Raw genomic sequence first — 20955 nt, forward strand, 5'->3', positions numbered from 1 at the left:
AAATGAGAATCAAGAACATTTATTGGTTGGGTTTCAGCTTAGCCCTAAATGGGAATGATTCCTATTTAGCAAGGGCTTGCGCCGACCACCGAGGCCGGCGCAAGCTTCAATTTCCCGCTATTGCTGGGTCTGCGGACCGCCAAGGCGCCGTATCCCCGTGGCCTGCGTAGCATCCCGGATCTCGCCCACCAATTGCTCGATCACGTCCTCAAGGAACAAAACGCCCTGTGTCGCGCCGCCTGGTCCAACCACGCGGGCCAGGTGCGATCCGGTCCGCTGCATCACAGACATCGCCTGCTCAATCTCATCCTCCGGGGAGAGGTTCGCCAGGGAACGGATCCGCCCCTCGGCAATCGGATGGCGGCGACCCTCCTCAGGTATGGAGAGGATGTCCTTGACGTGCAGGTACCCGGCGAGTTCGCCGTCGTCGTCCACCATGGGGAAGCGAGAGAAGCCGGTACGGCTGACCGCCTTTTCCAACTCGACGGGAGTCGACGCTGTCCTCAGCACCACCAGCTTGTCCAACGGAACCATGATGTGCGACGCCGTATGTTCGGAGAACTCCAAGGCACCGCTGAGCAAACCAGCGTCATCGTCCACCAGGCCGTGCCGCGTGGATTCCTGCACAATCGACTGGACTTCCTCAAGGGTGAACGAAGATGACACTTCGTCCTTCGGCTCGATCCGCATCAATCGGAGGATGTGGTTCGCAAACCAGTTAAGGGTCCAGATCACTGGTTTGACCACGCGGCCAATAAACACCAGCGGCGGCGCCAACAGCAGGGCCGCCTTGTCCGCTACGGACACCGAGATGTTCTTGGGGACCATCTCTCCGAACGTCACATGCAGGAACGTGACAAAGAGGAGCGCAATCGCAAAGGCGATGACATCCGCCAACTCCATCGGAACGCCAACCATCTCAAGCGGCTCCGCCAACAAGTGATGGATCGCCGGCTCGGCAACCTGGAGAATCAAGAGCGAGCACACAGTGATGCCCAGCTGGGCGCAGGCCAGCATCAGGGACACACTTTCCATGGCCCGCAACGTAGTTTGCGCCCGCTTTGACCCAGCTTGCGCCAAAGGCTCAATCTGGCTGCGGCGTGCGGACATGATCGCAAATTCCGCACCCACGAAGAAAGCATTGCCGATCAAAAGAACCACGAGCCAGGCAATTCCTGCCCAGTCACTCATACGGCACCTGCTTCATGGCGATCATTCTGCGTGTCCTCAACGGCCGCTTCATCTTCCTCAATGTGGCGGAAGCAGATCCGGTCAATTCTCCGACCATCCATCCTGGTCACGGTCAGCGTGCCGCCCCCGGCCTCCACCACATCGCCCACCTTCGCGATACGACCAAGCTTGCTCATCACGTAGCCACCAACAGTTTCGTAAGCAGGCTCGTCGGGGACAGTCAGGTTGGGGATTTGCTCGGATACCTCATCCGGCCTCAGCAGTCCAGGGAAGTACCAGTCGCCGGATGCGCTCTGCAAGAGGCCCGGGCGGACCTTGTCGTGTTCGTCGGAGACCTCCCCAACGATCTCCTCAACCAGGTCTTCGAGGGTTGCGATCCCGGCAGTGCCACCATATTCATCCAGAACCACAGCCAGTTGCAGGTTTCCTTCGCGCAGTTCGGAGAGGAGGGCATCCAAATGGATGGTCTCGGGAACGCGAAGCACATCCGTCATGATTGCCCCGGCCTGAAGCTTCGCCCGGCGATCTGCGGGCACGGCAACTGCTTTCTTAATATGGACCACCCCACGGATATCGTCGGCCGAGTCACCGATCACCGGGAAACGGGAGTATCCAGTCCGCCGTGCGGCGTCGAGGATGTCGCTCACAGGTTGATCAGCGTCAATCGTTTCCATCCGGATGCGCGGCGTCATGACATCCGCTGCAGTGCGGCCAGAGAAATTCAGGGTTCGCGCCACAAAGTTTGCTGTGCCTGCATCCAGTGTGCCGAGCTCCGCGGAACGCCGGACAAGTGAAGCCAGCTCGGCAGGAGTCCGTGCCCCCGAGATTTCCTCTTTCGCTTCAAGCCCAAACAAGTTCAATACCTTGTTGGAGAAGCCGTTCAACACGACGATGGCGGGCTTGAAGATGGCCGTGAAAATCAGTTGCGGACGGGCGAGCTTCCTGCCCAGCGGAAAAGCAAGGGCGATCGCCATGTTCTTGGGCACCAGCTCGCCCAGGAGCATCGACAACAGAGTGGCGAAAGCCATTGCGAGAACAAGTGCTATGGAATGTGCGACTTCCGGGGTGAGGCCAAGGAGGCCCAGGGGCCCCACCAGGAGCTGTCCCACAGAGGGTTCCATCACGAAACCCGTCAGGAGCGTGGTCAGCGTAATGCCAAGTTGGCAGCTGGAAAGCTGCGTGGACAGGGACTTCAAGCATTTCAGCAGTGGAGCTGCGCCGTGATCGCCGTTGTCTACTGCGCGCTGAACGCTCGCCTGGTCCAGGGCAACGAGGGAAAACTCAACTGCTACAAAGAAGCCGGTGCCAAGAATCAGGGCAAAACCGGCAAGGAGGAGAAACCATTCCACTTAGCACTTCCCTCCAAGGGCAGGCGCTTGCGGTGCGGGACTTGCCCTCAAGGGAGAGATTCGCCCAGGCGGAGGCTGATCGGGTGCCGCAGACGCATGGTCCGTGGCGCCACCGGCTTGGAACGCCGGCGCGTGATGGGCATGTGAACGGGTATTGCCGGCTCGAGGGGTGCGCTGTGCGGAGTTGCCTGATCGGCTCCTCCGACAGCTCCCAGGCCGGCACCTAGATTTACTGTCCATAAGGGTTTCAGTCTACAGGGCAGGTTCCGCGGGCCCATGCAGCGGTCCCTCCCCCGGGAAATGGAGCGCCGGAGCATTACGTCGGCCTCAACATGATTTAGGTCACCACTATTGGCAGTTAACCAACGATCCTAACTAGACTGACAAAGGTCTGAGTTCGCGGGACCCGGACCCTGGTGCATTGTTGCGGAAAAGCAACCTTGACCAGCGGGAAATCAAAACTCATGGAAGAGGCGTATTTCAAGTGCCAGAGCAGCCCAGCCACCGTCTACCAGAGGAATTTGGCGGAAACGAGTGGCTCGTTGACGAACTGTACGAGCGGTACCAGCAGGACAAGAATTCGGTCGACGCCAAGTGGTGGCCGCTCTTCGAATCCTTCGACACCGGTGACGGCACTTCTTCCAACGGAACCTCCGCAGCCCCCACCGCTGCCAATCCCCCCACCCAAGTACTTCCCGTGGTAGCTCCGGCTGCAGCGGCACCGGCACCGGCGCCGGCCGCTCCTGAAGCTGCCCCTGCGACCACCCCTGCCGCTGCTGCTTCCGGTGAACCGGCAGTTGCGGCTCCGGCGAAGAAAGCCCCGGCCACGGTTGCCAAGGATGGAGCAAAGAAGCCCGTCGGCGGCAATGCTGCACAACCGATTCCTGCCCAGCTGCCCAAGAGCACCAAGGCGCCCACCGCTCCCGAGGAAGACGTCGTTTCCGTCCTTCGCGGACCGGCGAAGGCCATCGCTACCAACATGGTGACCAGCCTTGAAGTGCCTACTGCCACCAGCGTCCGGGCAGTTCCGGCCAAGCTGCTGATCGACAACCGCGTTGTCATCAACTCCAACCTTGCACGTGCCCGCGGCGGCAAGGTGTCCTTCACGCACCTCATCGGCTACGCGGTTGTCCGCGCCCTCTCCCAGTTCCCGTCGATGAACGTCTACTACGACGAAATTGATGGCAAGCCGAGCGCTGTCCAGCCTGCCCACGTCAACTTCGGCATCGCCATTGACATGCCCAAGCCCGATGGCACCCGCCTCCTGATGGTTCCCAACATCAAGAAGGCCGAGACCATGGACTTTGCCGAGTTCTGGCACACCTATGAGGACCTCATCAAGCGAGCCCGCAACGGCAAGCTCACGGCGGACGACCACGCCGGCACCACGGTCTCCCTGACCAACCCGGGCGGCATCGGCACCGTTCACTCTGTACCGCGTCTCTCCAAGGGACAGGCAGCCATCATCGGCGTCGGCGCCCTTGACTACCCGGCCGAGTTCCAGGGTGCCAGCGAGAAGATCATCGCCCAGAACGCCATCAGCAAGATCCTCACGCTGACCTCCACCTACGACCACCGGGTTATCCAAGGCGCAGGCAGCGGCGAGTTCCTCAAGCTGGTCCACCAGCTCCTCCTTGGTGCGCAGAACTTCTACGACGAAATCTTTGAAGCCCTCCGCATTCCGTACGAGCCCGTCCGTTGGAGCCCTGACCTCCAGGTTGACCCAGCAGATGAGATCAACAAGGTTGCGCGGATCCAGCAGCTCATCCACTCATACCGCGTGCGTGGCCACCTCATGGCCGACACGGACCCCCTGGAATACGTCCAGCGCAAGCACCCGGACCTGGACGTCCTGACTTACGGTCTCACGCTCTGGGACCTGGACCGCGAATGGCCTACCGGTGGCTTCGGTGGCAAGTCGCAGCTGAAGTTCCGCGACATCCTGGGCGTACTCCGGGATGCTTACTGCCGCACCACCGGCATCGAGTACATGCACATCCAGGAGCCGGCGGAGCGTAAGTGGTTCCAGGACCAGCTGGAGCACCCGTACTCCAAGCCGAGCCGCGAAGAGCAGCTGCGCATCGTTTCCAAGCTCAACGCAGCCGAGGCTTTCGAAACCTTCCTCCAGACCAAGTTCGTCGGGCAGAAGCGCTTCTCCCTCGAAGGCGGCGAGTCGCTTATTCCGCTCCTTGACGCCGTCATCTCGGACGCTGCCGACGACGGCCTGGACGAAGTCGCGATCGGCATGGCCCACCGTGGCCGCCTGAACGTGCTCACCAACATTGCAGGCAAGACCTACGCACAGGTGTTCCGTGAATTCGAAGGCACCCAGGACCCTCGCTCCGTCCAGGGGTCCGGCGATGTGAAGTACCACCTGGGTACTGAAGGCACCTTCACCTCGGACAACGGCAAGCAGACCAAGGTCTACCTCGCCGCCAACCCGTCCCACCTTGAAGCAGTCGACTCCGTGCTCGAGGGCATCGTCCGCGCCAAGCAGGACCGACTGGATCAAGGCGAGTCCTTCCCGGTCCTGCCCATCATGGTTCACGGTGACGCTGCGTTCGCAGGCCAGGGTGTTGTCGCCGAGACCCTCAACCTGTCCCAGCTGCGTGGTTACCGCACCGGTGGCACCATCCACGTGATCGTGAACAACCAGGTTGGCTTCACCACGGCGCCGTCCTCTTCGCGTTCATCGACGTACTCCACGGATGTTGCCAAGATGATCCAGGCTCCGGTGTTCCACGTGAATGGCGACGACCCCGAAGCCGTGGTGCGTGTTGCGCAGCTCGCCTACGAGTTCCGCCAGCGCTTCCACAAGGACGTCGTCATCGACATGGTGTGCTACCGCCGCCGTGGTCACAACGAGGGCGATGACCCCTCGATGACGCAGCCCCTGATGTACAACCTGATCGAGGCAAAGCGCTCAGTCCGCAAGTTGTACACGGAATCGCTGATCGGTCGTGGCGACATCACCGAGGAAGAAGCCGAGCAACTGCTCCGCGACTACCAGGAACGCCTTGAGCGGGTCTTTGCTGAGACTCATGCGGCGCAGACCTCCCCCATCCCGATCATCACTGCTGACTCTGCCGCTGTCTCGGACATCGAGCGCCCGATTGCCCAGCAGGCGGACTTCGGAACCAACTCACCGGCTTCCACCGCCATCTCCCCCGAGACCCTTGCCCGCATCGGCAAGGCCCACCTGGAGATCCCGGAGGGCTTCACGGTTCACTCCAAGCTCAAGCAGCTCCTGGAGAAGCGTGAGCAAATGTCCCGTGAAGGTGGCATTGACTGGGGCTTTGGCGAGATCGCGGCCTTCGGCTCGCTGATCATGGAGGGCGTTCCCGTCCGGCTGGCTGGCCAGGACTCGCGCCGCGGTACCTTCGTGCAGCGTCACGCAGTGTTCCACGACCGCGCCAATGGCAATGAGTGGCTGCCCCTGGGCAACCTCTCGGACGACCAGGCCAAGCTGTGGATCTATGACTCGCTGCTGTCCGAATATGCAGCCATGGGCTTTGAATACGGATACTCTGTTGAGCGTCCCGACGCCCTGGTGCTGTGGGAAGCCCAGTTCGGTGACTTCGTCAACGGCGCTCAGACCATCATCGATGAATTCATTTCCTCCGCTGAGCAAAAGTGGGGCCAGCGTTCCTCGCTCGTCCTGATGCTGCCGCACGGCTACGAAGGCCAGGGGCCTGACCACTCATCCGCACGCATCGAGCGGTTCCTGCAGCTCTGTGCCGAGGACAACATGATTGTGGCCAACCCCACCACGGCAGCCTCGCACTTCCACCTGCTGCGTCGCCAGGCCTACAGCCGTCCCCGCAAGCCGTTGATCATCTTCACGCCGAAGCAGCTGCTGCGTCTCAAGGGCGCCGCGTCCGCCGTCGAGGACTTCACCACGGGCGGCTTCAGGCCAGTCATCAGTGATCCCGAGGTAGAGGCTGCAAACGTGGACCGGGTCATTCTGGTCTCCGGCCGCCTGTACTACGACCTCCTGTCCAACCGACAGAAGTCCGGGGACACCTCGACTGCGATCATCCGCGTGGAGCAGCTGTATCCGCTGCCGAAGGCTGAAATTGATGCAGAGCTCGCCAAGTACCCGAACGCTGACATCGTCTGGGCCCAGGATGAGCCCGCCAACCAGGGTCCGTGGCCGTTCATGGGCCTGAACCTGGCACCGGTGCTGGATCGCAAGCTCCGCCTCGTGTCGCGTCCGGCGTCTGCGTCCACCGCCGCAGGCTCCATGAAGCGCCACGCTGCTGAGCAGGATGCCTTGATCAAGCAGGCGTTCGAACGCAAGTAGCCAAAAAACTGCCCGGCCGGAGGTGCTGTCAATGCACCTCCGGCCGGGCAGTTCTGTTTAATGGGACAGGTACCCGGTTCATCAAGCCGGCCGCAGATCCAAAAGCCGTGCAAGGACCGTAACGAGTGTGAAGAGGTAACCGTGGAAGACAGGAAGCTGCGCATTGCGGCTGTAGGAGATGAATTGCTCGCCGGTTTGGGTGACCCCCGCGCCTTGGGTTGGCTGGGAAGAGTGCTGGCCCGTACACCCCAGGACACCGTGGTGGTGGAAAGCTTCTCACTCCCCTGCCCCATGGAAGGCACTGAGGGATTGGCCTCACGCTGGCAGGACGAAGCCGGCCGCCGTTTCAGCGACTCGCACGAGAACCGGCTGGTCATAGGACTCTCCGGCCGTGACCTGGAGTTCGGGCTTTCCACGGCGCGAAGCCGTTTGAACCTTGCCAACATTCTTGATGGTGCCTCGCACAGTGGCGTTGAAGTGTTCGTCGTGGGCCCTCCACCCACTCTTGATCCGGCGCGCAACAAACGCCTGGCCGATCTGAACACAGCCTTTGCCGATGTCACCACCCGCCGCAACCACCACTACGTTGACACTTTCTCTCCATTGCTGAACCACGAGCAGTGGAGGACGGACCTCGCAGCCAATGGGGGGACACCAGGACAGGCCGGCTACGGATTGATCGCCTGGCTTGTGCTGCACCGCGGCTGGTTCCAGTGGCTTAACATCGCCCAGCCGGAGTAGCCCTCCCAGCAAACCATTGCGTTCCCGCCATTCGCGATATATCGTGTTTTCATCAACGCGATATATCGCAATTTGGAGGGATCATGTCTGACGAGCTTTGGACCGTGACGGGCCCACAAACAATTGATGTGGACGATGTCCACTCGCTCAAACTTGGAATAGTCAAGGGCCGGTTCGACGTCGTCACCCACGGCGAACCCGTCGTCCGGATCGAGGTCAGCGAAATCAGCGGTGACCCCCTGACCATCACGCTGGTGAATGGCCGCCTGGAGGTCCGCCACCAACTTCAAGGACCACAAGGTTGGTTCCGAAACCTGATGGGTACCGTCAACAACACCAGCGCCAACTCGGTGGTGGTCGGGATCGCGCTGCCGTCTGGAGTGGACGTCGAGGCGGGAACAGTAAACGGCGATGGCATGGTCTCCGGCGTCGATGGACGGATTCGCCTCAACACAGTCTCGGGCTCCGTCATGGCCGACGGCACCAGCGGTGAATTGCACGTCAACACCGTCAGCGGCGAAGTCATCGCCAGAAACCACGACGGCGTCCTGACCGCCAAGAGCCTTTCAGGTGAAGTCACCGCCTCGGGCAAGTTCAAGAACGTCAGGGCAAGCACAGTAAGCGGGGACCTCAGCTTCGACCTCCACGACTACACCAACGACCTCGGAGCCAATTCGGTGTCAGGGGATCTGACCATCCGGCTGCCGCACGATGTCGGCCTGGACATCGTTGCCAAGTCCGCCAGCGGCACCGTCATCATTGATGACCAGATGTATGCCCAGCCCGGAAGCAAGGTGCAGACCATCGTCGGTCCGGATGAGAGGCTCATGCTGGTGCGGACCAATACGGTCTCGGGCAAGACGTACATCATGCACGGCACAGCACCGGCCTCGGGAAATGACAGCCCGGTGCCTGGGGAGGCGGGTCTCTGATGCCTCCTGTTTTTGCGCACGGCGCCCTGCGCTTGTACCTTCTGGCACTGCTTGAGTCAGGACCCAAGCACGGATACGAGCTTATCAAGGCCCTGGGTGACCGGTTCGGCGGCACCTACTCCCCCAGCGCCGGGACGATTTATCCTCGTCTTGGGAAACTGGAAGAGGAAGGCCTTGTAGCTACCGAGACCGAGGGCCGCCGCACCAAGTACTTCATCACGGAAGCAGGGCTGGCGGAACTGAACCGCCGGCGGCAGGAGCTTGCCGACGTCGAGGATAATATCTCAGCCTCCGTGCGGCGACTGGCGGACAACCTGCGGGAAGACATCAGAACCAACATGCGTGGGCTGAAGGCAGATCTTGCGGCCACGGCTGAAGCCGCGCGCACCACTGCTACGGCCGCTACCTTCCAAAGCAGGACGGCGGGCTTTTCTCCTGAGGGCCACCGAATGCTCAAAGAGGCCGAGCTCCTGGTCCAATCATTCCGCGATGACATCCGCGTGGAGTTGCGTCAACACAGCGCCTCGCACCCGCTGAATCCCGTGACCCTCGAGACAGTGCGTGCAGTGTTGGACCAAGCCCGCATCTCCATCAGGAATTCCCTGCGGAGCTGACAATCGCCCACCCCGGTTCGCGAGCGAACGCCCGGATGTGCGAAACTGGAGGGCAGCTCTATTGAGTATCAATCATTGAAGGAGGCCAGCTATGAGCAAGCGTGCACGTAAGCGTCGTGACCGTAAGCGCGGCGGCGCGAACCACGGCAAGCGTCCCAACACCTAAGCCATCGGCTTAGCGTCAAGGCTTAACAGCGAGGGCCCCGGAAACCATACGGTTTCCGGGGCCCTCGGCGTTTGTGGGCCTTTTACCTGGCCCATTGCTGGCCCGTTGCTGACCCCATTGCTGGATCAGCGGCGTTGGATCAGGCTTCCACCGGCTTGATGGAGTGGATCCGGTCAAGTATTGAGTTCTTGAGGTTCTCCGGCGCGGACTCCGTGCATGAACGCTTGACCATGGTGCGGATAAGGCACTCAAGGTCGTACTGCTCAGCACATTCTTCGCAGGTGTCCAAGTGCTGCTTGATCTCTGTGAGGTCCTCGCGGGTCAATGCGCCGTCGAGGTACTCATAGATCCGCTGCATCCGTGTATCGTCGCAATCGCCCAATCCCTGGCAGTCGCTCATTGCTCTTTCTCCTGATTGTTGCTCCCGGCCGCAGCCTGGTCTTCGGTGTGGGCCTTGAAGCCCCGTTCTGCGGCGTAATCCGCCAGCATGTCCCGCAGCATCTTCCGGCCGCGGTGCAACCGCGACATGACTGTGCCGATCGGGGTGTTCATGATTTCGGAAATCTGCTTGTAGGCATATCCCTCGACGTCCGCGAAGTAGACAGCCAACCGGAATTCCTCCGGGATGGCCTGCAACGCGCTCTTGACATCGGAATCCGGCAGGTGGTCCAGTGCTTCAGCCTCGGCGGAGCGCAATCCGGAGGAGGTGTGCGACTCAGCCTTTGCCAACTGCCAATCCTCGATCGTGTCCGAGTTGGACTGCAGCGGTTCACGCTGCCGCTTCCGATAGAGGTTAATGTAGGTATTCGTCAGGATCCGGTATAGCCAGGCCTTGAGGTTGGTCCCCGGCTTGTACTGGTGAAAAGCCGAAAACGCCTTGGTGTAAGCCTCTTGGACGAGGTCCTCGGCATCTGAGGGATTGCGTGCCATCCTCATCGCGGCTGAGTACAGCTGGTCCACGTACTGCATGGCGTCGCGCTCAAAGCGCTCCCGCCGCTGGTCGGGAGTCTCCGTGGCGATGTCGACGTCGGCCGGTACCGATGCGTCTGCCGCGCCGTCCTCCGGGGACGAGTCGGCTGCTTCGTACATGGCCGCTGCGGCCGGTTCAATGGTGCTCATCGTTGCCAAGTCTACTGTCAGCTTCTGGGAATCCCGCTGCGCAGGATACCCAGCCTCCAGGAGACCCCCGCGGTCCTTAACCAAGGTCAAAAAACCAACTCCGTTCAGCGAAGCGGCAACACCATGCCGCGGCCCGGCCTTCACCGTGCTTGTTGTTCACAACGGCAGCCGCTGGGTAAATATTCCGCAAAGGTGCAAGACTAGAGCAGACTGCACCCCTTGAACACAGCATTTAGTGAATAACGTCATGAAATATCGTGGCAAGCCATCCAGGAGGCAAGACATGTCTGTTATCCGTTTTCTCGCGCGGCCGATGCTCGCGTCCAGCTTCGTCATCGCAGGTCTGGACAAGCTCAAGAACGCGGACGACACTGCCAGGCAATTGTCCCCGGTCCTTCGCCGCGCCTCGGAGTCACTGCCCTTTCCGACAGACGAGAAGGTCCTGGCCCGTGTAATCGGCGGCGCGCAACTGGGCGCCGGCGCATTGCTTGGCCTTGGCAAACTCTCCCGCTTCGCAGCAACGGTTCTGGCGCTGACGTCCGCACTGAACTCCTATGTGGAGTGGCGCTCAGCTGACATCAGCACGAAGGAAGGCCGGAACGCCCGCCGGGCCCAACTCCTGAAGAACATTTCCCTGACCGGCGGCGTTTTGCTGGCCTCTGTAGACACTGAAGGCCGCCCCAGCCTTGCATGGCGGGCTGAACACCTGGCAGCCGATGCCAAGAAGGCCACCGGCAAGCAGTTCAAGCGGGCAGACAAAGCAGTACGCAAGGCCGTAGACAACGCAGTTGGAGCATAAGGAAGCATGACAGGTACCACCGCAGCAAACACGGGTTCAACACACTCGGTCGACACCTTGCCCCTCTGGGCGGCTCCCTACGCCACCAAGCCAGTGGATGCCACAGTGACGGTGCCGGGCTCAAAATCGCTCACCAACCGTTTCCTGGTCCTTGCCGCATTGGCCGACGGCCCGTCCCGGCTGCGAGCACCACTTCACTCCCGCGATTCCGTCCTGATGATTCAGGCGCTCAGGCAGCTGGGTGCCACCGTTACCGAGGTACCCGGCGACGGTGATTATGGACCGGACCTTGAGATCACACCCATGGATCCTTCAGCTTCGGGGGCGGAGACCGCCATCGATTGTGGCCTTGCCGGGACAGTCATGCGCTTCGTTCCACCTTTAGCTGCGCTACGCAATGGTCCAACCACGTTCGACGGCGACCCCCACGCCCGTAAGCGGCCCATGGGGACCATCATCGAAGCACTGCTCGCTCTCGGAGTTCCTGTCGCCGCCGAAGGCGGCAGGACGCCGTCGGCCCTTCCCTTCTCGGTGGATGGCACCGGTGAGGTCCGGGGCGGCCATCTGGTGATTGATGCCAGCGCATCGTCCCAGTTCGTCTCCGCCTTGTTGCTGGTGGGCGCCCGTTTCACCGAGGGCCTTCATCTGGAACACGTCGGCAAGCCGGTCCCCAGCCTGGACCACATCAACATGACAGTTGCGGTCCTTCGTGGAGTGGGCGTCAAGGTGGACGATTCGGTGCCCAACCACTGGCGCGTCGCGCCGGGCCCCATTCACGCCTTCGACCAACGGATCGAACAAGACCTTTCCAACGCCGGCCCGTTCCTTGCCGCAGCCCTCGCGACCCATGGAACCATCCGGATCCCCAACTGGCCCACCCAAACCACCCAGGTGGGTGACCTGTGGCGTACCATCCTGGTTGAGATGGGTGCCACTGTGACGCTCGAAAACGGTACGCTCACGGTAATGGGCGGCCCGGAAATCAAAGGCGCCGACTTCGACGAAACCAGTGAGCTCGCGCCCACGGTCGCTGCGCTGTGCGCACTGGCTACAGGTCCTTCGCGGCTGACCGGGATCGCGCACCTTCGTGGCCATGAAACCGATCGGCTCGCCGCGCTGGCCGCCGAAATCAACCGGCTCGGTGGAGATGCAGAAGAAACAGCCGACGGCCTTATTATCCGCCCGGCCACTCTGCATGCAGGCGTCGTCCACAGCTATGCCGACCACCGCATGGCTACGGCCGGCGCTATTTTGGGGCTCGCCGTTGAGGGCGTGCAGGTGGAAGACATCGCCACAACGTCCAAGACCATGCCCGAATTTCCGCAGATGTGGGAGGCCATGCTGCAGCACGGCACAGGCGATGATATGACCGTCACCAGTGAGGCCAGCAACTGACCATGGGCCGCGACGCACGCTCCTGGGACGAATCCGACGTCCGGATCCGTCCCAACAAAAAGGGATCAAGGCCCCGGACCAAGGACCGCCCCAGTCATGATGACGCGGTCATCGGCCGAATTATTACGGTAGACCGCGGGCGCTACACAGCCATCGTTGGGGAAGACTCCGCGGACGAGCGCATCATTATCGCCGCACGCGCGCGTGAACTCCGACGAAACCCGGTTGTCCCCGGCGATTTCGTCGCCTTGGTGGGCGACGTATCGGGAGAGCCGGACACCCTTGCGCGGCTCGTCCGCATAGAGGAGCGCAAGACGCTCCTCCGGCGCAGCGCTGATGATACCGACCCCATCGAACGAGTGGTGGTGGCCAACGCAGACCAACTTGTGGTGGTGGTCGCCGCGGCCAACCCGGAGCCGCGAACCGGCTTTATCGACCGCGCCCTGGTTGCAGCCTACGACGCCGGAATCGAGCCACTTCTGCTCGTCACCAAAGCAGACGTCAAGGATCCTGCCGAACTGTTGTCGAACTATCTCAGCCTGGACTTTCCCATCATCATCAGCCGTACGGCCGACGATGAAGCTTCCGGTATCGACGCCCGCTCGGACGACGGACTGTCCGCACGGTTGGACAGCAGCGCCGTTGGCCAATTGCGGGCCCACCTTGATGGCAAAGTGACTGTCATGCTCGGGCACTCGGGCGTCGGCAAGTCCACCATGGTTAATGCCCTGACCGGCGCCGAACGCGCTACTGGTGGGGTCAACGCCGTCACGGGGCGCGGCCGGCACACGTCGTCGTCGGCGTTGGCCTTGAAACTGGCCGACGCACCGCCGGGTAGCTGGATCATCGATACCCCTGGTATCCGCTCCTTCGGACTGGCGCACGTGGATCCCGACCGCATCCTGCATTCCTTCCCAGATTTGGAACCGGGCACCGAAGCTTGCGACCGCGGTTGCAAGCACGATGCCAGCGCCATCAATTGCGGACTTGACGCGTGGGTGAACGAGGGACACGCCGGTCCTTCCGGAGTTGCCCGCTTGTCTTCGCTCCGGCGGCTGCTGGGCGCGGACCCGCGTTTGGAAGCGAAAGAGACCAAGGAACTGGGTACCGTCAACTAAGCATTGGTGCAAGGCGATCCCAACTGCGGGGAGCGTTTCACGATAGTTTGGTGGCATGACCCAACCCGTTTCCAGCTACAACGACGACCTGCGACTCGCCCATGTGCTGGCGGATTCCGTGGATGCCCAAACCATGGACCGCTTCAAGGCATTGGATCTGCAGATCGAGACCAAGCCTGACCTCACTCCCGTTACGGATGCCGACAAGGCTGCGGAAGAAGCAATCCGGGGCCAATTGTCACGCTCACGCCCCCGTGATGCCGTCCTCGGCGAGGAGTTCGGCAGCAGCGGCCACGGCTCGCGGCGTTGGATCATCGACCCCATCGACGGCACCAAGAACTTCGTTCGTGGCGTCCCGGTGTGGGCTACCCTGATCGCCCTCGTGGACGAGGGCGAGCCGGTGGTCGGAGTTGTCAGTGCTCCCGCGTTGGGCAAACGTTGGTGGGCAGCGAAGGACATGGGCGCCTATATGGGCCGCTCCCTCGCGTCAGCGACCCGGCTCAAAGTGTCAAACGTTTCGCGGTTGGCAGATGCTTCAATGTCATATTCCAGCCTTTCCGGTTGGAAGGAACGCGGAAATCTGGACGAGTTCCTGGGGTTGACGGAAGACATCTGGCGCACACGCGCCTACGGCGATTTCTGGTCCTATTGCCTGGTTGCCGAGGGAGCCGTGGATATCGCCTGCGAGCCAGAGTTGAACCTTTACGACATGGCGGCACTGGTTCCGATCGTGACGGAAGCCGGCGGCCGCTTCACGTCGTTGGAAGGCGAGGACGGCCCCTTTGGCGGTAACGCCCTGGCCACCAACTCCATCCTGCACTCAGAGGTCCTCAAGCGGCTAAACCCTGCTTTGGATGACCTCCTCTGACCCAGCGGCACCAACTAGCCAACCGGCTTTGCATAGAATTTTCGACGGCGGATGCCTCCTTTTCGGGGCGTCCGCCGTTTTTTCTTCGCCCAAAGCCTACTTTTCGGACCCTTCGTAACAATGTGCTTAACAAAGCGAGCGACTTTGGAGCAGGCCAGAGGCGTGCCCTAACCTCTTTACAGGTCACGAGTGCCAGCGCTAAACCCCGGTTTGCTGGCCGGCAACCCTCCATTCGCGGTGGGGTGCCCCGGGTGACGACCTGGCCGGTCCGGAACGGATACGGCAAGCGCGGATCCCCATAGGGGGTCCCTCTTGAGTGAGGTCCCATGAGCACTGCTACGTTCAACTCCACCGTTCTGCCGTCCCTTGCGGTCGAAGAAGCAGCGCACGAAGCCGCTGCAGGCAGGCCCCTGGCCGCCGTCACAGGCGCGGAGCTGCAAGCTCCACTGATCCAGGGTGGCCACGTCCGCTACGCCAACCTTGACTACGGAGCATCCGCTCCAGCGCTGACAATTGTTTCTGCGTATCTCAATGAGATCCTCCCCTACTACGCCAGTGTCCACCGCGGCGCGGGCTACGCTTCCCAGATCAGCACCTCGGTCTACGAGAACTCCCGCAACATCGTCCGTGAATTCGTCGGCGGCCGTCCCGACGATTCCGTCATCTTCACCCGGAACACCACGGACTCGCTGAACCTGTTGGCAGGCTGCCTCCCGCAACTGGACGGAAAGCCAACGGGCGAGGTCCTTTACCTGGACATCGAGCACCATGCCAATCTCCTCCCCTGGCAGGGCGTCCCTCACCGCAGTGTCGTAGCTGCTTCGACACTGACAGCTACCCTGGCCAAGCTCCGCGAGGAACTTGGCCAAGGCGGAGTCTCGTTGCTCGCAGTCACCGGGGCCTCGAATGTGACCGGTGAAATCCTACCGATCGCCGAACTCGCAGCACTTGCCCACGAATACGGTGCCCGGATTGTGGTGGACGCCGCCCAGCTTGCCCCCCACCGCCGCATCAACATCACCGAAGCAGACGTCGACTACATCGTGTTCTCCGGGCATAAGCTCTACGCTCCGTTCGGCGCCGGTGTTGTTGTGGGCCGTCCTGACTGGCTCGACGCCGGTACCCCCCACCTTGCCGGCGGTGGCGCTGTTCGTGAAGCCCGCCTGGACTCGGTCAGCTGGGCCTCAGGTCCCGCACGCCACGAGGGCGGCTCCCCCAACGTCCTCGGCGCGGCAACATTGGCCCGTGCGACACAGGTGCTTGCCGGCTTGGATCAGGATGCCTGGCATGCCCATGAAGCTGCCATCCGCTCCTACCTCGTACAGGGACTTGAAGCAATCGAAGGCGTGACCGTCCACCGGATCTTCAGCGACTCCGAAGACACTATCGGCGTGGTCAATTTCTCCGTGGAAGGTTTCGACGCCGGATTGGTCGCTGCCTACCTCGCTGCCGAACACGGTGTAGGACTTCGTGACGGCCGCTTCTGCGCCCATCCCCTGCTCAAGCGGCTCGGACTCCCTTCGGGCTCGCTCCGAGCCAGTTTCGGAGTGGGTTCCCGATTGGAGGATGCCACACGACTCCTGGCTGGTATCGAAGAACTCAAGCGCACCGGGCTCGGCTGGGACTATGTAGTGGACGAAGGCCGCTGGGTACCGGCCAACGACCACCGCATCTATCCGGAATGGGCACCAAACACCCCGGGCACCGCAGGGGCTGCGCCCTGCACGATTGACTAAAACGCACGTACTGTGCGGTAAATTCGTAGGGTAACTGGCCTTCGCGGTAAAGGAGTCTGTGCGTGGCCGTGCCTTCCCGTAGTGTTTCCGGCGGCGTTGTTTCCGGCGGCGTTGTTTCCGGCGGAAGTGTTTCCGGCCGCGTTGGCAGGCCAGGTGGTCCCAAGCTGCATGCCACCCGCCGCCACGAGCTGGGCCAGAGCTTCCAGGACGGCGGCGAACACTACGATCGCGTTCGGCCTGGCTATCCCACAGACTCAGTGGATTGGCTTCTTCCTGCCGGCACGAAGTCCGCCGCGGATATTGGTGCCGGCACAGGAAAATTCACAGCACTGCTCGTGGAACGTGGCCTGCAGGTGGCCGCCGTCGATCCTTCCATAGACATGCTGGAGCAACTTCGAAAGTCCTATCCCGGCGTTGAGGCGTTGGAGGGAACGGCCGAGGCAACAGGGCTGGCGGACTCAGCATTCGACGTCGTCAGCGTTGCCCAGGCATGGCATTGGTGTGACCCGATGAAAGCCAGCACGGAAATCGCCCGGATCCTCCGGCCCCGCGGAGTACTCGGCCTGATCTGGAATCAACTGGACACCTCCGTGCCCTGGGTTCACCGGTTGTCACGCATCATGCACGCCGGAGATGTGCACAAGCCCGGCTTCCAGCCAGTTATCGGACCGGAATTCATGGACTTGACGAGCCATCTCACCAGCTGGGAGGACGCCGTGTCACCGGAGGACATCATGGAACTCACAAAATCGCGCAGCTACTACCTCCGCGCAAATGAAGCCATCCGCTCAAAGGTCATGGGCAACCTGGAATGGTACCTCTACGATCATCTCGGCCATGCCCCCGGCCAACTCCTGGGATTGCCGTATCTAACGACTACCTGGCGGGCCACAAGATCCACGCCGCCCCGCCACGGTAGGCTTGGTGTGTGAAGACCAGTACGCCCTCCTCCTCGATCGAGGACTACGTCAAGGTCATCTACTCCTATACGGAGTGGCAGGACAAACCAATCACGTCCTCGCAGCTTGCCCTGCGGCTTGGCGTTGCCAATTCCTCGGTGTCTGAAATGGTCCGCAAACTCAAGGACCAAGGCTTGGTGGACCACCAACCCTACAGTGCCATCCGGCTGACTCCGGAGGGCATGCGCCTTGCATTGTCCATGGTCCGGCGGCACCGCCTCATTGAGACGTACCTCGTTGACGAACTCGGCTATAGCTGGGACGAAGTCCATGATGAAGCTGAGATGTTGGAACACGCGGTGTCCGATACCTTCATCGAGCGCATGGCCGCCAAGCTTGGCCATCCCCTCCGCGATCCGCACGGCGACCCAATTCCCTCGGCTGACGGATCGGTGGAACTCCCTCACGCCTACCGCATGATCGAGTTGGACGAAGGCCACTCAGGCCGCATCACCCGGATCAGCGACGAAAATCCTGATCTTCTTCGCTATCTCGCGTCCGAAGAGATCACCTTGGACGCTCCGGTGGAGGTGGTGGGGCGCAAACCATTCGGCGGAGCCCTGGTTGTTCGGATTGGCAGCGGACCCCAACGCCGCGAGTTCGATCTCGCCGATGAGGTTACAGCGGCACTTTGGGTCCAAAGCGCCGAAGTCCACGAAGGCTGCGTGCTTCCCGCGCGCTAACTGTGCACAGCGCATCGGTTAGCTGCGCTCGTCGGCCGACCCGCCGTCGTCGGACCCTGTATCCGGTTCGCTTTCAGGGGCATCTGCCGCCTCGGGAACGGGGTTTCGGATTCCGACGGCGGACGCCACCGCGCCGACGACGAAGAGTGCCGCCGTGACAACCAAGGCGTTGTACAAACCTTGCCGTGTGAACACTGGACCAACGATCAGGCCGGCAAAGGCAATGCAAATAAGGCCGGCAATACGGGCCACGGCGTTGTTGACGGCCGAACCAATGCCGGCCTCTTCCTGCGGTACCGCCCCTAGAATCGCTGCCGTAAGTGGCGCGACGAGGGTGGTGAGTCCCACGCCAAAGACGATCTGCCCAGGCAGCACCTGGGTCCAGTAGTTCAGGGGCTCCTGGATGGAGAGGGACATCAGAAAGCCCACGCCGCAGAGCAGAGGCCCCGCAGTCATGAACCATCGCAGACCATATTTTCCTGCCAGCCCTCCGAAGTAGGACGCAGTCAGCATCAGGATGACGGTCGCTGGAAGCAGGGCAATCCCCGCGACTGTAGCCCCCATACCTCCAACCTGCTGGAGATAGATGCCCAGGACGAAAAACCCGAGGGAAATCCCACCGTAAATCGCGAGCGTGGCAAGGTTGCCCCAGCCAAAGTTCCTTATGGCAAACAGCCTCAAGGGCAACATCGGCTCCCTGGTCTTTGCCTCGTGGACAAGGAACAACACCATCGCTACCACACCGGCGAGGAGCGGCAGCCACACCTGGACGCTCATCCAACCCACCCGGCCCTGTTCAATGAAGGCATAGACGGGACCACCCAGTCCGATCATCGCCAGAACGGCGCCGAGGTAGTCGATTCCCTTGCTCTTGTCCCTGGCCGCATCCGAGGCCCGAAGGCCCGCGAGCAGAGGCCAAATCGCGACGGCCGGAATAACGTTGATGAAGAAGATCACCCGCCACGACAGCATGTCCACGGAAACCCCGCCAATGAGTGGCCCTACGATGGCGGCGGCACTCGTCCAGCCGGACCACTGGCCGATCGCTTTGGACTGGGAAGGCCCGGAGAAGGAGGTAATGATCATAGCCAACGAACTGGGGACCAGGAGGGCGCCCGCAATGCCTTGAAGTGCACGGGACACCACCAGGACTTCCCCGTTCCAGGCCAGGCCGCACATCACCGACGTCAGGGCAAAGCCCGCCAGCCCCCATTCGAGGATCCGCGCCCGGCCAAAGTGGTCCGATAATGAACCGGCCACGAGGATGAGGGCCCCGAGGGTCAACAGATAGGCATCCACCACCCATTGCTGGATGACCAAGCCACCGCCAAGTTCGCGTCCAATGGCCGGGAGCGCAAGGTTCACCACGAAACCATCCAGGATGGCGATAAAAGAAGCCACAATTGCCACAACGAGCACCCGTTTTTGAAGCGGTGTTCTCGGCAGCAAAGCCACAGCATCCGTCATGTGCAAAGCCTACGCGGCATTCGTCCATGGCGAAGTCCCGTATCGTTAAACGGTGATTAGTAGACGTGACGCAGCATTGGCCCTTGATATCTCCATGGAAATGGCCCAGCGCCACGGCATCCCGTCACGGCTGTCAGAAGCGGAACTTCGCAGCCTCCAGGACGATCCTCCGGCCTGGCTGGTCCAGTCACGTGCCAACCGCACGGGCAAACGGCCCGTTTGGGTCCACCTGACCTGTGCAGTGTGCGGGTACTCAGAGGCAGTGCGGCCCAAAAAGTGGTGGCCCGACTTCTCGTTCGTCTTTTGTGGCCACCACAAGAACAGTGAGCTGCCGGAACTGTTCTTGGGTGACGTGCGCAGCGAATATGAAGGGGTCGGTAGCCGCTTTGTCGGCGTTGTCGACGTCCGCGAGGAACAAGCCTAGGCTCGCCTCATTGTTGCTGGGCCGTCATTGCTGGCTCATCTCCGACGGAACGGCTATCAGCTGTACCATCTTGCCGTCACGCAGCACGGTCAACGGGAATGGTTCGCCTATGGCCTCGGCAAACAGCAGTTTCTGCAAACTCTCTGCACTGGATACAGCCCTGCCCTGGGCCCGAAGCACCAGGTCCCCTGGCTGGAGCCCCGATAATTCCGCAGGTGAGCCGGCAATGACTTCCACCACGCGCAGCCCCTCTTTCTGGCCAGTCCGCACCACGGCACTGGCATCGAGCGGGATCGGCGTACTCACCAATCCCAAGTAGGCGCGGCGCACCCTCCCATCCTTGAGCAGGGAGGCGATAATCCGCTGGGTTGTCCTATTAATAGGTACGGCGAGTCCAAGGCCCAGTCCAGCAATGGCCGTGTTGATGCCTACGATGCGGCCGCGGGTGTCGGCCAGGGCGCCACCAGAGTTGCCCGGGTTAAGGGCCGCGTCAGTCTGGATGACATCCTCAATCACCCGCCTGTGCTCCCCTGCACGGACGGGGATGGATCGTCCCAGTCCGCTGACCACGCCGGCAGTCACGGATCCCGCAAGGCCCAGCGGATTGCCCACCGCAATCACCAGCTGGCCAACCCTTAGCGAGTCTGCGTTACCCAAGATGGCGGGTGGCGGGGTGGGTTTGAGACCACGGACGACGGCTAGATCAGACAACGGGTCCGCCCCCACGAGCTCCACGTCGGTCTGCTTGCCGTTCGCAAACACCGCTCTTCCGGATTGGATGCCTGCTACGACGTGGGCATTGGTAAGCATGTACCCGTCACCGGTGAAGACCACGGCCGATCCGCTGCCCACACGCAACTGCCCGTTCCGGCGCGCACTTGTCATTTCGATCGCGGCGACGTGCGGAGTGACAGACTCCGCAACCCGGATGACGATCTGTGAGTACGCGTCCAAGGCCGCGTCGCCATCCTGCTCTGTAGGCGGTTCTGAATCCCGGCCGTCATCCGGAATTTCAAACTCTGGCTCGGTGCTCATCACATGCCTCCTGCTACCGCGGTGCCGTGCACGTCCTGTCGGGTTCCAGTCCAGGT

Annotated in this window: 18 protein-coding genes and 1 riboswitch; of the genes, 12 read left to right on the forward strand and 6 right to left on the reverse strand. The window is 61.7% G+C overall.

Annotation, left to right across the window (positions count from 1 at the left end; translation table 11 throughout):
- Positions 1-117: 117 nt before the first annotated feature.
- Both VUN82_16930 and VUN82_16935 read right to left on the reverse strand, forming a co-directional pair.
- Positions 118-1191: a hemolysin family protein gene (locus VUN82_16930; GenBank protein ID XAS70767.1), complete on the reverse strand. Its 1074-nt coding sequence runs from the start codon at positions 1189-1191 to the stop codon at positions 118-120.
- A complete protein-coding gene (locus VUN82_16935; protein XAS70768.1) occupies positions 1188-2540 on the reverse strand; it encodes a hemolysin family protein in 1353 nt (450 codons plus the stop codon). The genes VUN82_16930 and VUN82_16935 overlap by 4 nt, the downstream gene beginning before the upstream one ends.
- Positions 2541-3024: 484 nt before the next feature.
- On the opposite strand from VUN82_16935, the gene VUN82_16940 reads away from it, so the two are divergent.
- From VUN82_16940 to VUN82_16955, 4 genes are all read left to right on the forward strand, one after another.
- Positions 3025-6843, forward strand: coding sequence for a multifunctional oxoglutarate decarboxylase/oxoglutarate dehydrogenase thiamine pyrophosphate-binding subunit/dihydrolipoyllysine-residue succinyltransferase subunit (locus VUN82_16940; GenBank protein ID XAS70769.1), 3819 nt, complete (start codon positions 3025-3027; stop codon positions 6841-6843).
- A 141-nt stretch (positions 6844-6984) separates the two neighbouring features.
- A complete protein-coding gene (locus VUN82_16945) occupies positions 6985-7584 on the forward strand; it encodes a GDSL-type esterase/lipase family protein (GenBank protein ID XAS70770.1) in 600 nt (199 codons plus the stop codon).
- A gap of 83 nt (positions 7585-7667) precedes the next feature.
- Positions 7668-8516, forward strand: coding sequence for a DUF4097 family beta strand repeat-containing protein (locus tag VUN82_16950; protein ID XAS70771.1), 849 nt, complete (start codon positions 7668-7670; stop codon positions 8514-8516).
- The gene (locus VUN82_16955) at positions 8516-9130 is read left to right on the forward strand and encodes a PadR family transcriptional regulator (protein XAS70772.1); all 615 of its coding nucleotides are present in this window, start codon (positions 8516-8518) and stop codon (positions 9128-9130) included. Before VUN82_16950 ends, VUN82_16955 begins: the two co-directional genes overlap by 1 nt.
- A 305-nt stretch (positions 9131-9435) precedes the next feature.
- Here the strand turns inward: VUN82_16955 and rsrA are convergent, their stop codons facing one another.
- Together rsrA and VUN82_16965 are read right to left on the reverse strand one after the other, a co-directional pair.
- Complete coding sequence (gene rsrA, locus VUN82_16960) at positions 9436-9696, reverse strand: mycothiol system anti-sigma-R factor (protein ID XAS70773.1); 261 nt, start codon at positions 9694-9696, stop codon at positions 9436-9438.
- On the reverse strand, positions 9693-10505 hold the full coding sequence (locus VUN82_16965; protein ID XAS70774.1) for a sigma-70 family RNA polymerase sigma factor: 813 nt from the start codon (positions 10503-10505) through the stop codon (positions 9693-9695). The genes rsrA and VUN82_16965 overlap by 4 nt, the downstream gene beginning before the upstream one ends.
- Positions 10506-10698: 193 nt before the next feature.
- On the opposite strand from VUN82_16965, the gene VUN82_16970 reads away from it, so the two are divergent.
- The 7 genes from VUN82_16970 to VUN82_17000 all read left to right on the forward strand — a co-directional run bounded on the left by VUN82_16970 (position 10699) and on the right by VUN82_17000 (position 17973).
- Positions 10699-11214, forward strand: coding sequence for a DoxX family membrane protein (locus VUN82_16970; protein ID XAS70775.1), 516 nt, complete (start codon positions 10699-10701; stop codon positions 11212-11214).
- A gap of 6 nt (positions 11215-11220) precedes the next feature.
- Positions 11221-12609, forward strand: coding sequence for a 3-phosphoshikimate 1-carboxyvinyltransferase (gene aroA / locus VUN82_16975; protein XAS70776.1), 1389 nt, complete (start codon positions 11221-11223; stop codon positions 12607-12609).
- A gap of 2 nt (positions 12610-12611) precedes the next feature.
- A complete protein-coding gene (gene rsgA / locus VUN82_16980) occupies positions 12612-13727 on the forward strand; it encodes a ribosome small subunit-dependent GTPase A (GenBank protein XAS70777.1) in 1116 nt (371 codons plus the stop codon).
- A 55-nt stretch (positions 13728-13782) separates the two neighbouring features.
- On the forward strand, positions 13783-14595 hold the full coding sequence (gene hisN / locus VUN82_16985) for a histidinol-phosphatase (protein ID XAS70778.1): 813 nt from the start codon (positions 13783-13785) through the stop codon (positions 14593-14595).
- A gap of 181 nt (positions 14596-14776) precedes the next feature.
- Positions 14777-14890, forward strand: a riboswitch (SAM riboswitch).
- Positions 14891-14921: 31 nt separating this feature from the next.
- Positions 14922-16331: an aminotransferase class V-fold PLP-dependent enzyme gene (locus tag VUN82_16990; protein XAS70779.1), complete on the forward strand. Its 1410-nt coding sequence runs from the start codon at positions 14922-14924 to the stop codon at positions 16329-16331.
- A 164-nt stretch (positions 16332-16495) separates the two neighbouring features.
- The gene (locus tag VUN82_16995; protein ID XAS74722.1) at positions 16496-17263 is read left to right on the forward strand and encodes a class I SAM-dependent methyltransferase; all 768 of its coding nucleotides are present in this window, start codon (positions 16496-16498) and stop codon (positions 17261-17263) included.
- Positions 17260-17973, forward strand: a complete 714-nt coding sequence (locus tag VUN82_17000) for a metal-dependent transcriptional regulator (GenBank protein ID XAS70780.1) — start codon at positions 17260-17262, stop codon at positions 17971-17973. Before VUN82_16995 ends, VUN82_17000 begins: the two co-directional genes overlap by 4 nt.
- Positions 17974-17991: 18 nt before the next feature.
- Here the strand turns inward: VUN82_17000 and VUN82_17005 are convergent, their stop codons facing one another.
- Complete coding sequence (locus VUN82_17005; GenBank protein ID XAS70781.1) at positions 17992-19446, reverse strand: MFS transporter; 1455 nt, start codon at positions 19444-19446, stop codon at positions 17992-17994.
- Between the two features lie 88 nt (positions 19447-19534).
- Here VUN82_17005 and VUN82_17010 point away from each other — a divergent pair, with 88 nt between their 5' ends.
- Complete coding sequence (locus VUN82_17010) at positions 19535-19864, forward strand: hypothetical protein (GenBank protein ID XAS74723.1); 330 nt, start codon at positions 19535-19537, stop codon at positions 19862-19864.
- A gap of 24 nt (positions 19865-19888) precedes the next feature.
- On the opposite strand, the gene VUN82_17015 is transcribed toward VUN82_17010, so the two are convergent.
- Positions 19889-20899, reverse strand: coding sequence for a trypsin-like peptidase domain-containing protein (locus VUN82_17015; GenBank protein XAS70782.1), 1011 nt, complete (start codon positions 20897-20899; stop codon positions 19889-19891).
- Positions 20900-20955 lie beyond the last annotated feature (56 nt).

It is taken from the genome of Micrococcaceae bacterium Sec5.1, from assembly GCA_039636795.1.
Taxonomy (GTDB): domain Bacteria; phylum Actinomycetota; class Actinomycetes; order Actinomycetales; family Micrococcaceae; genus Arthrobacter.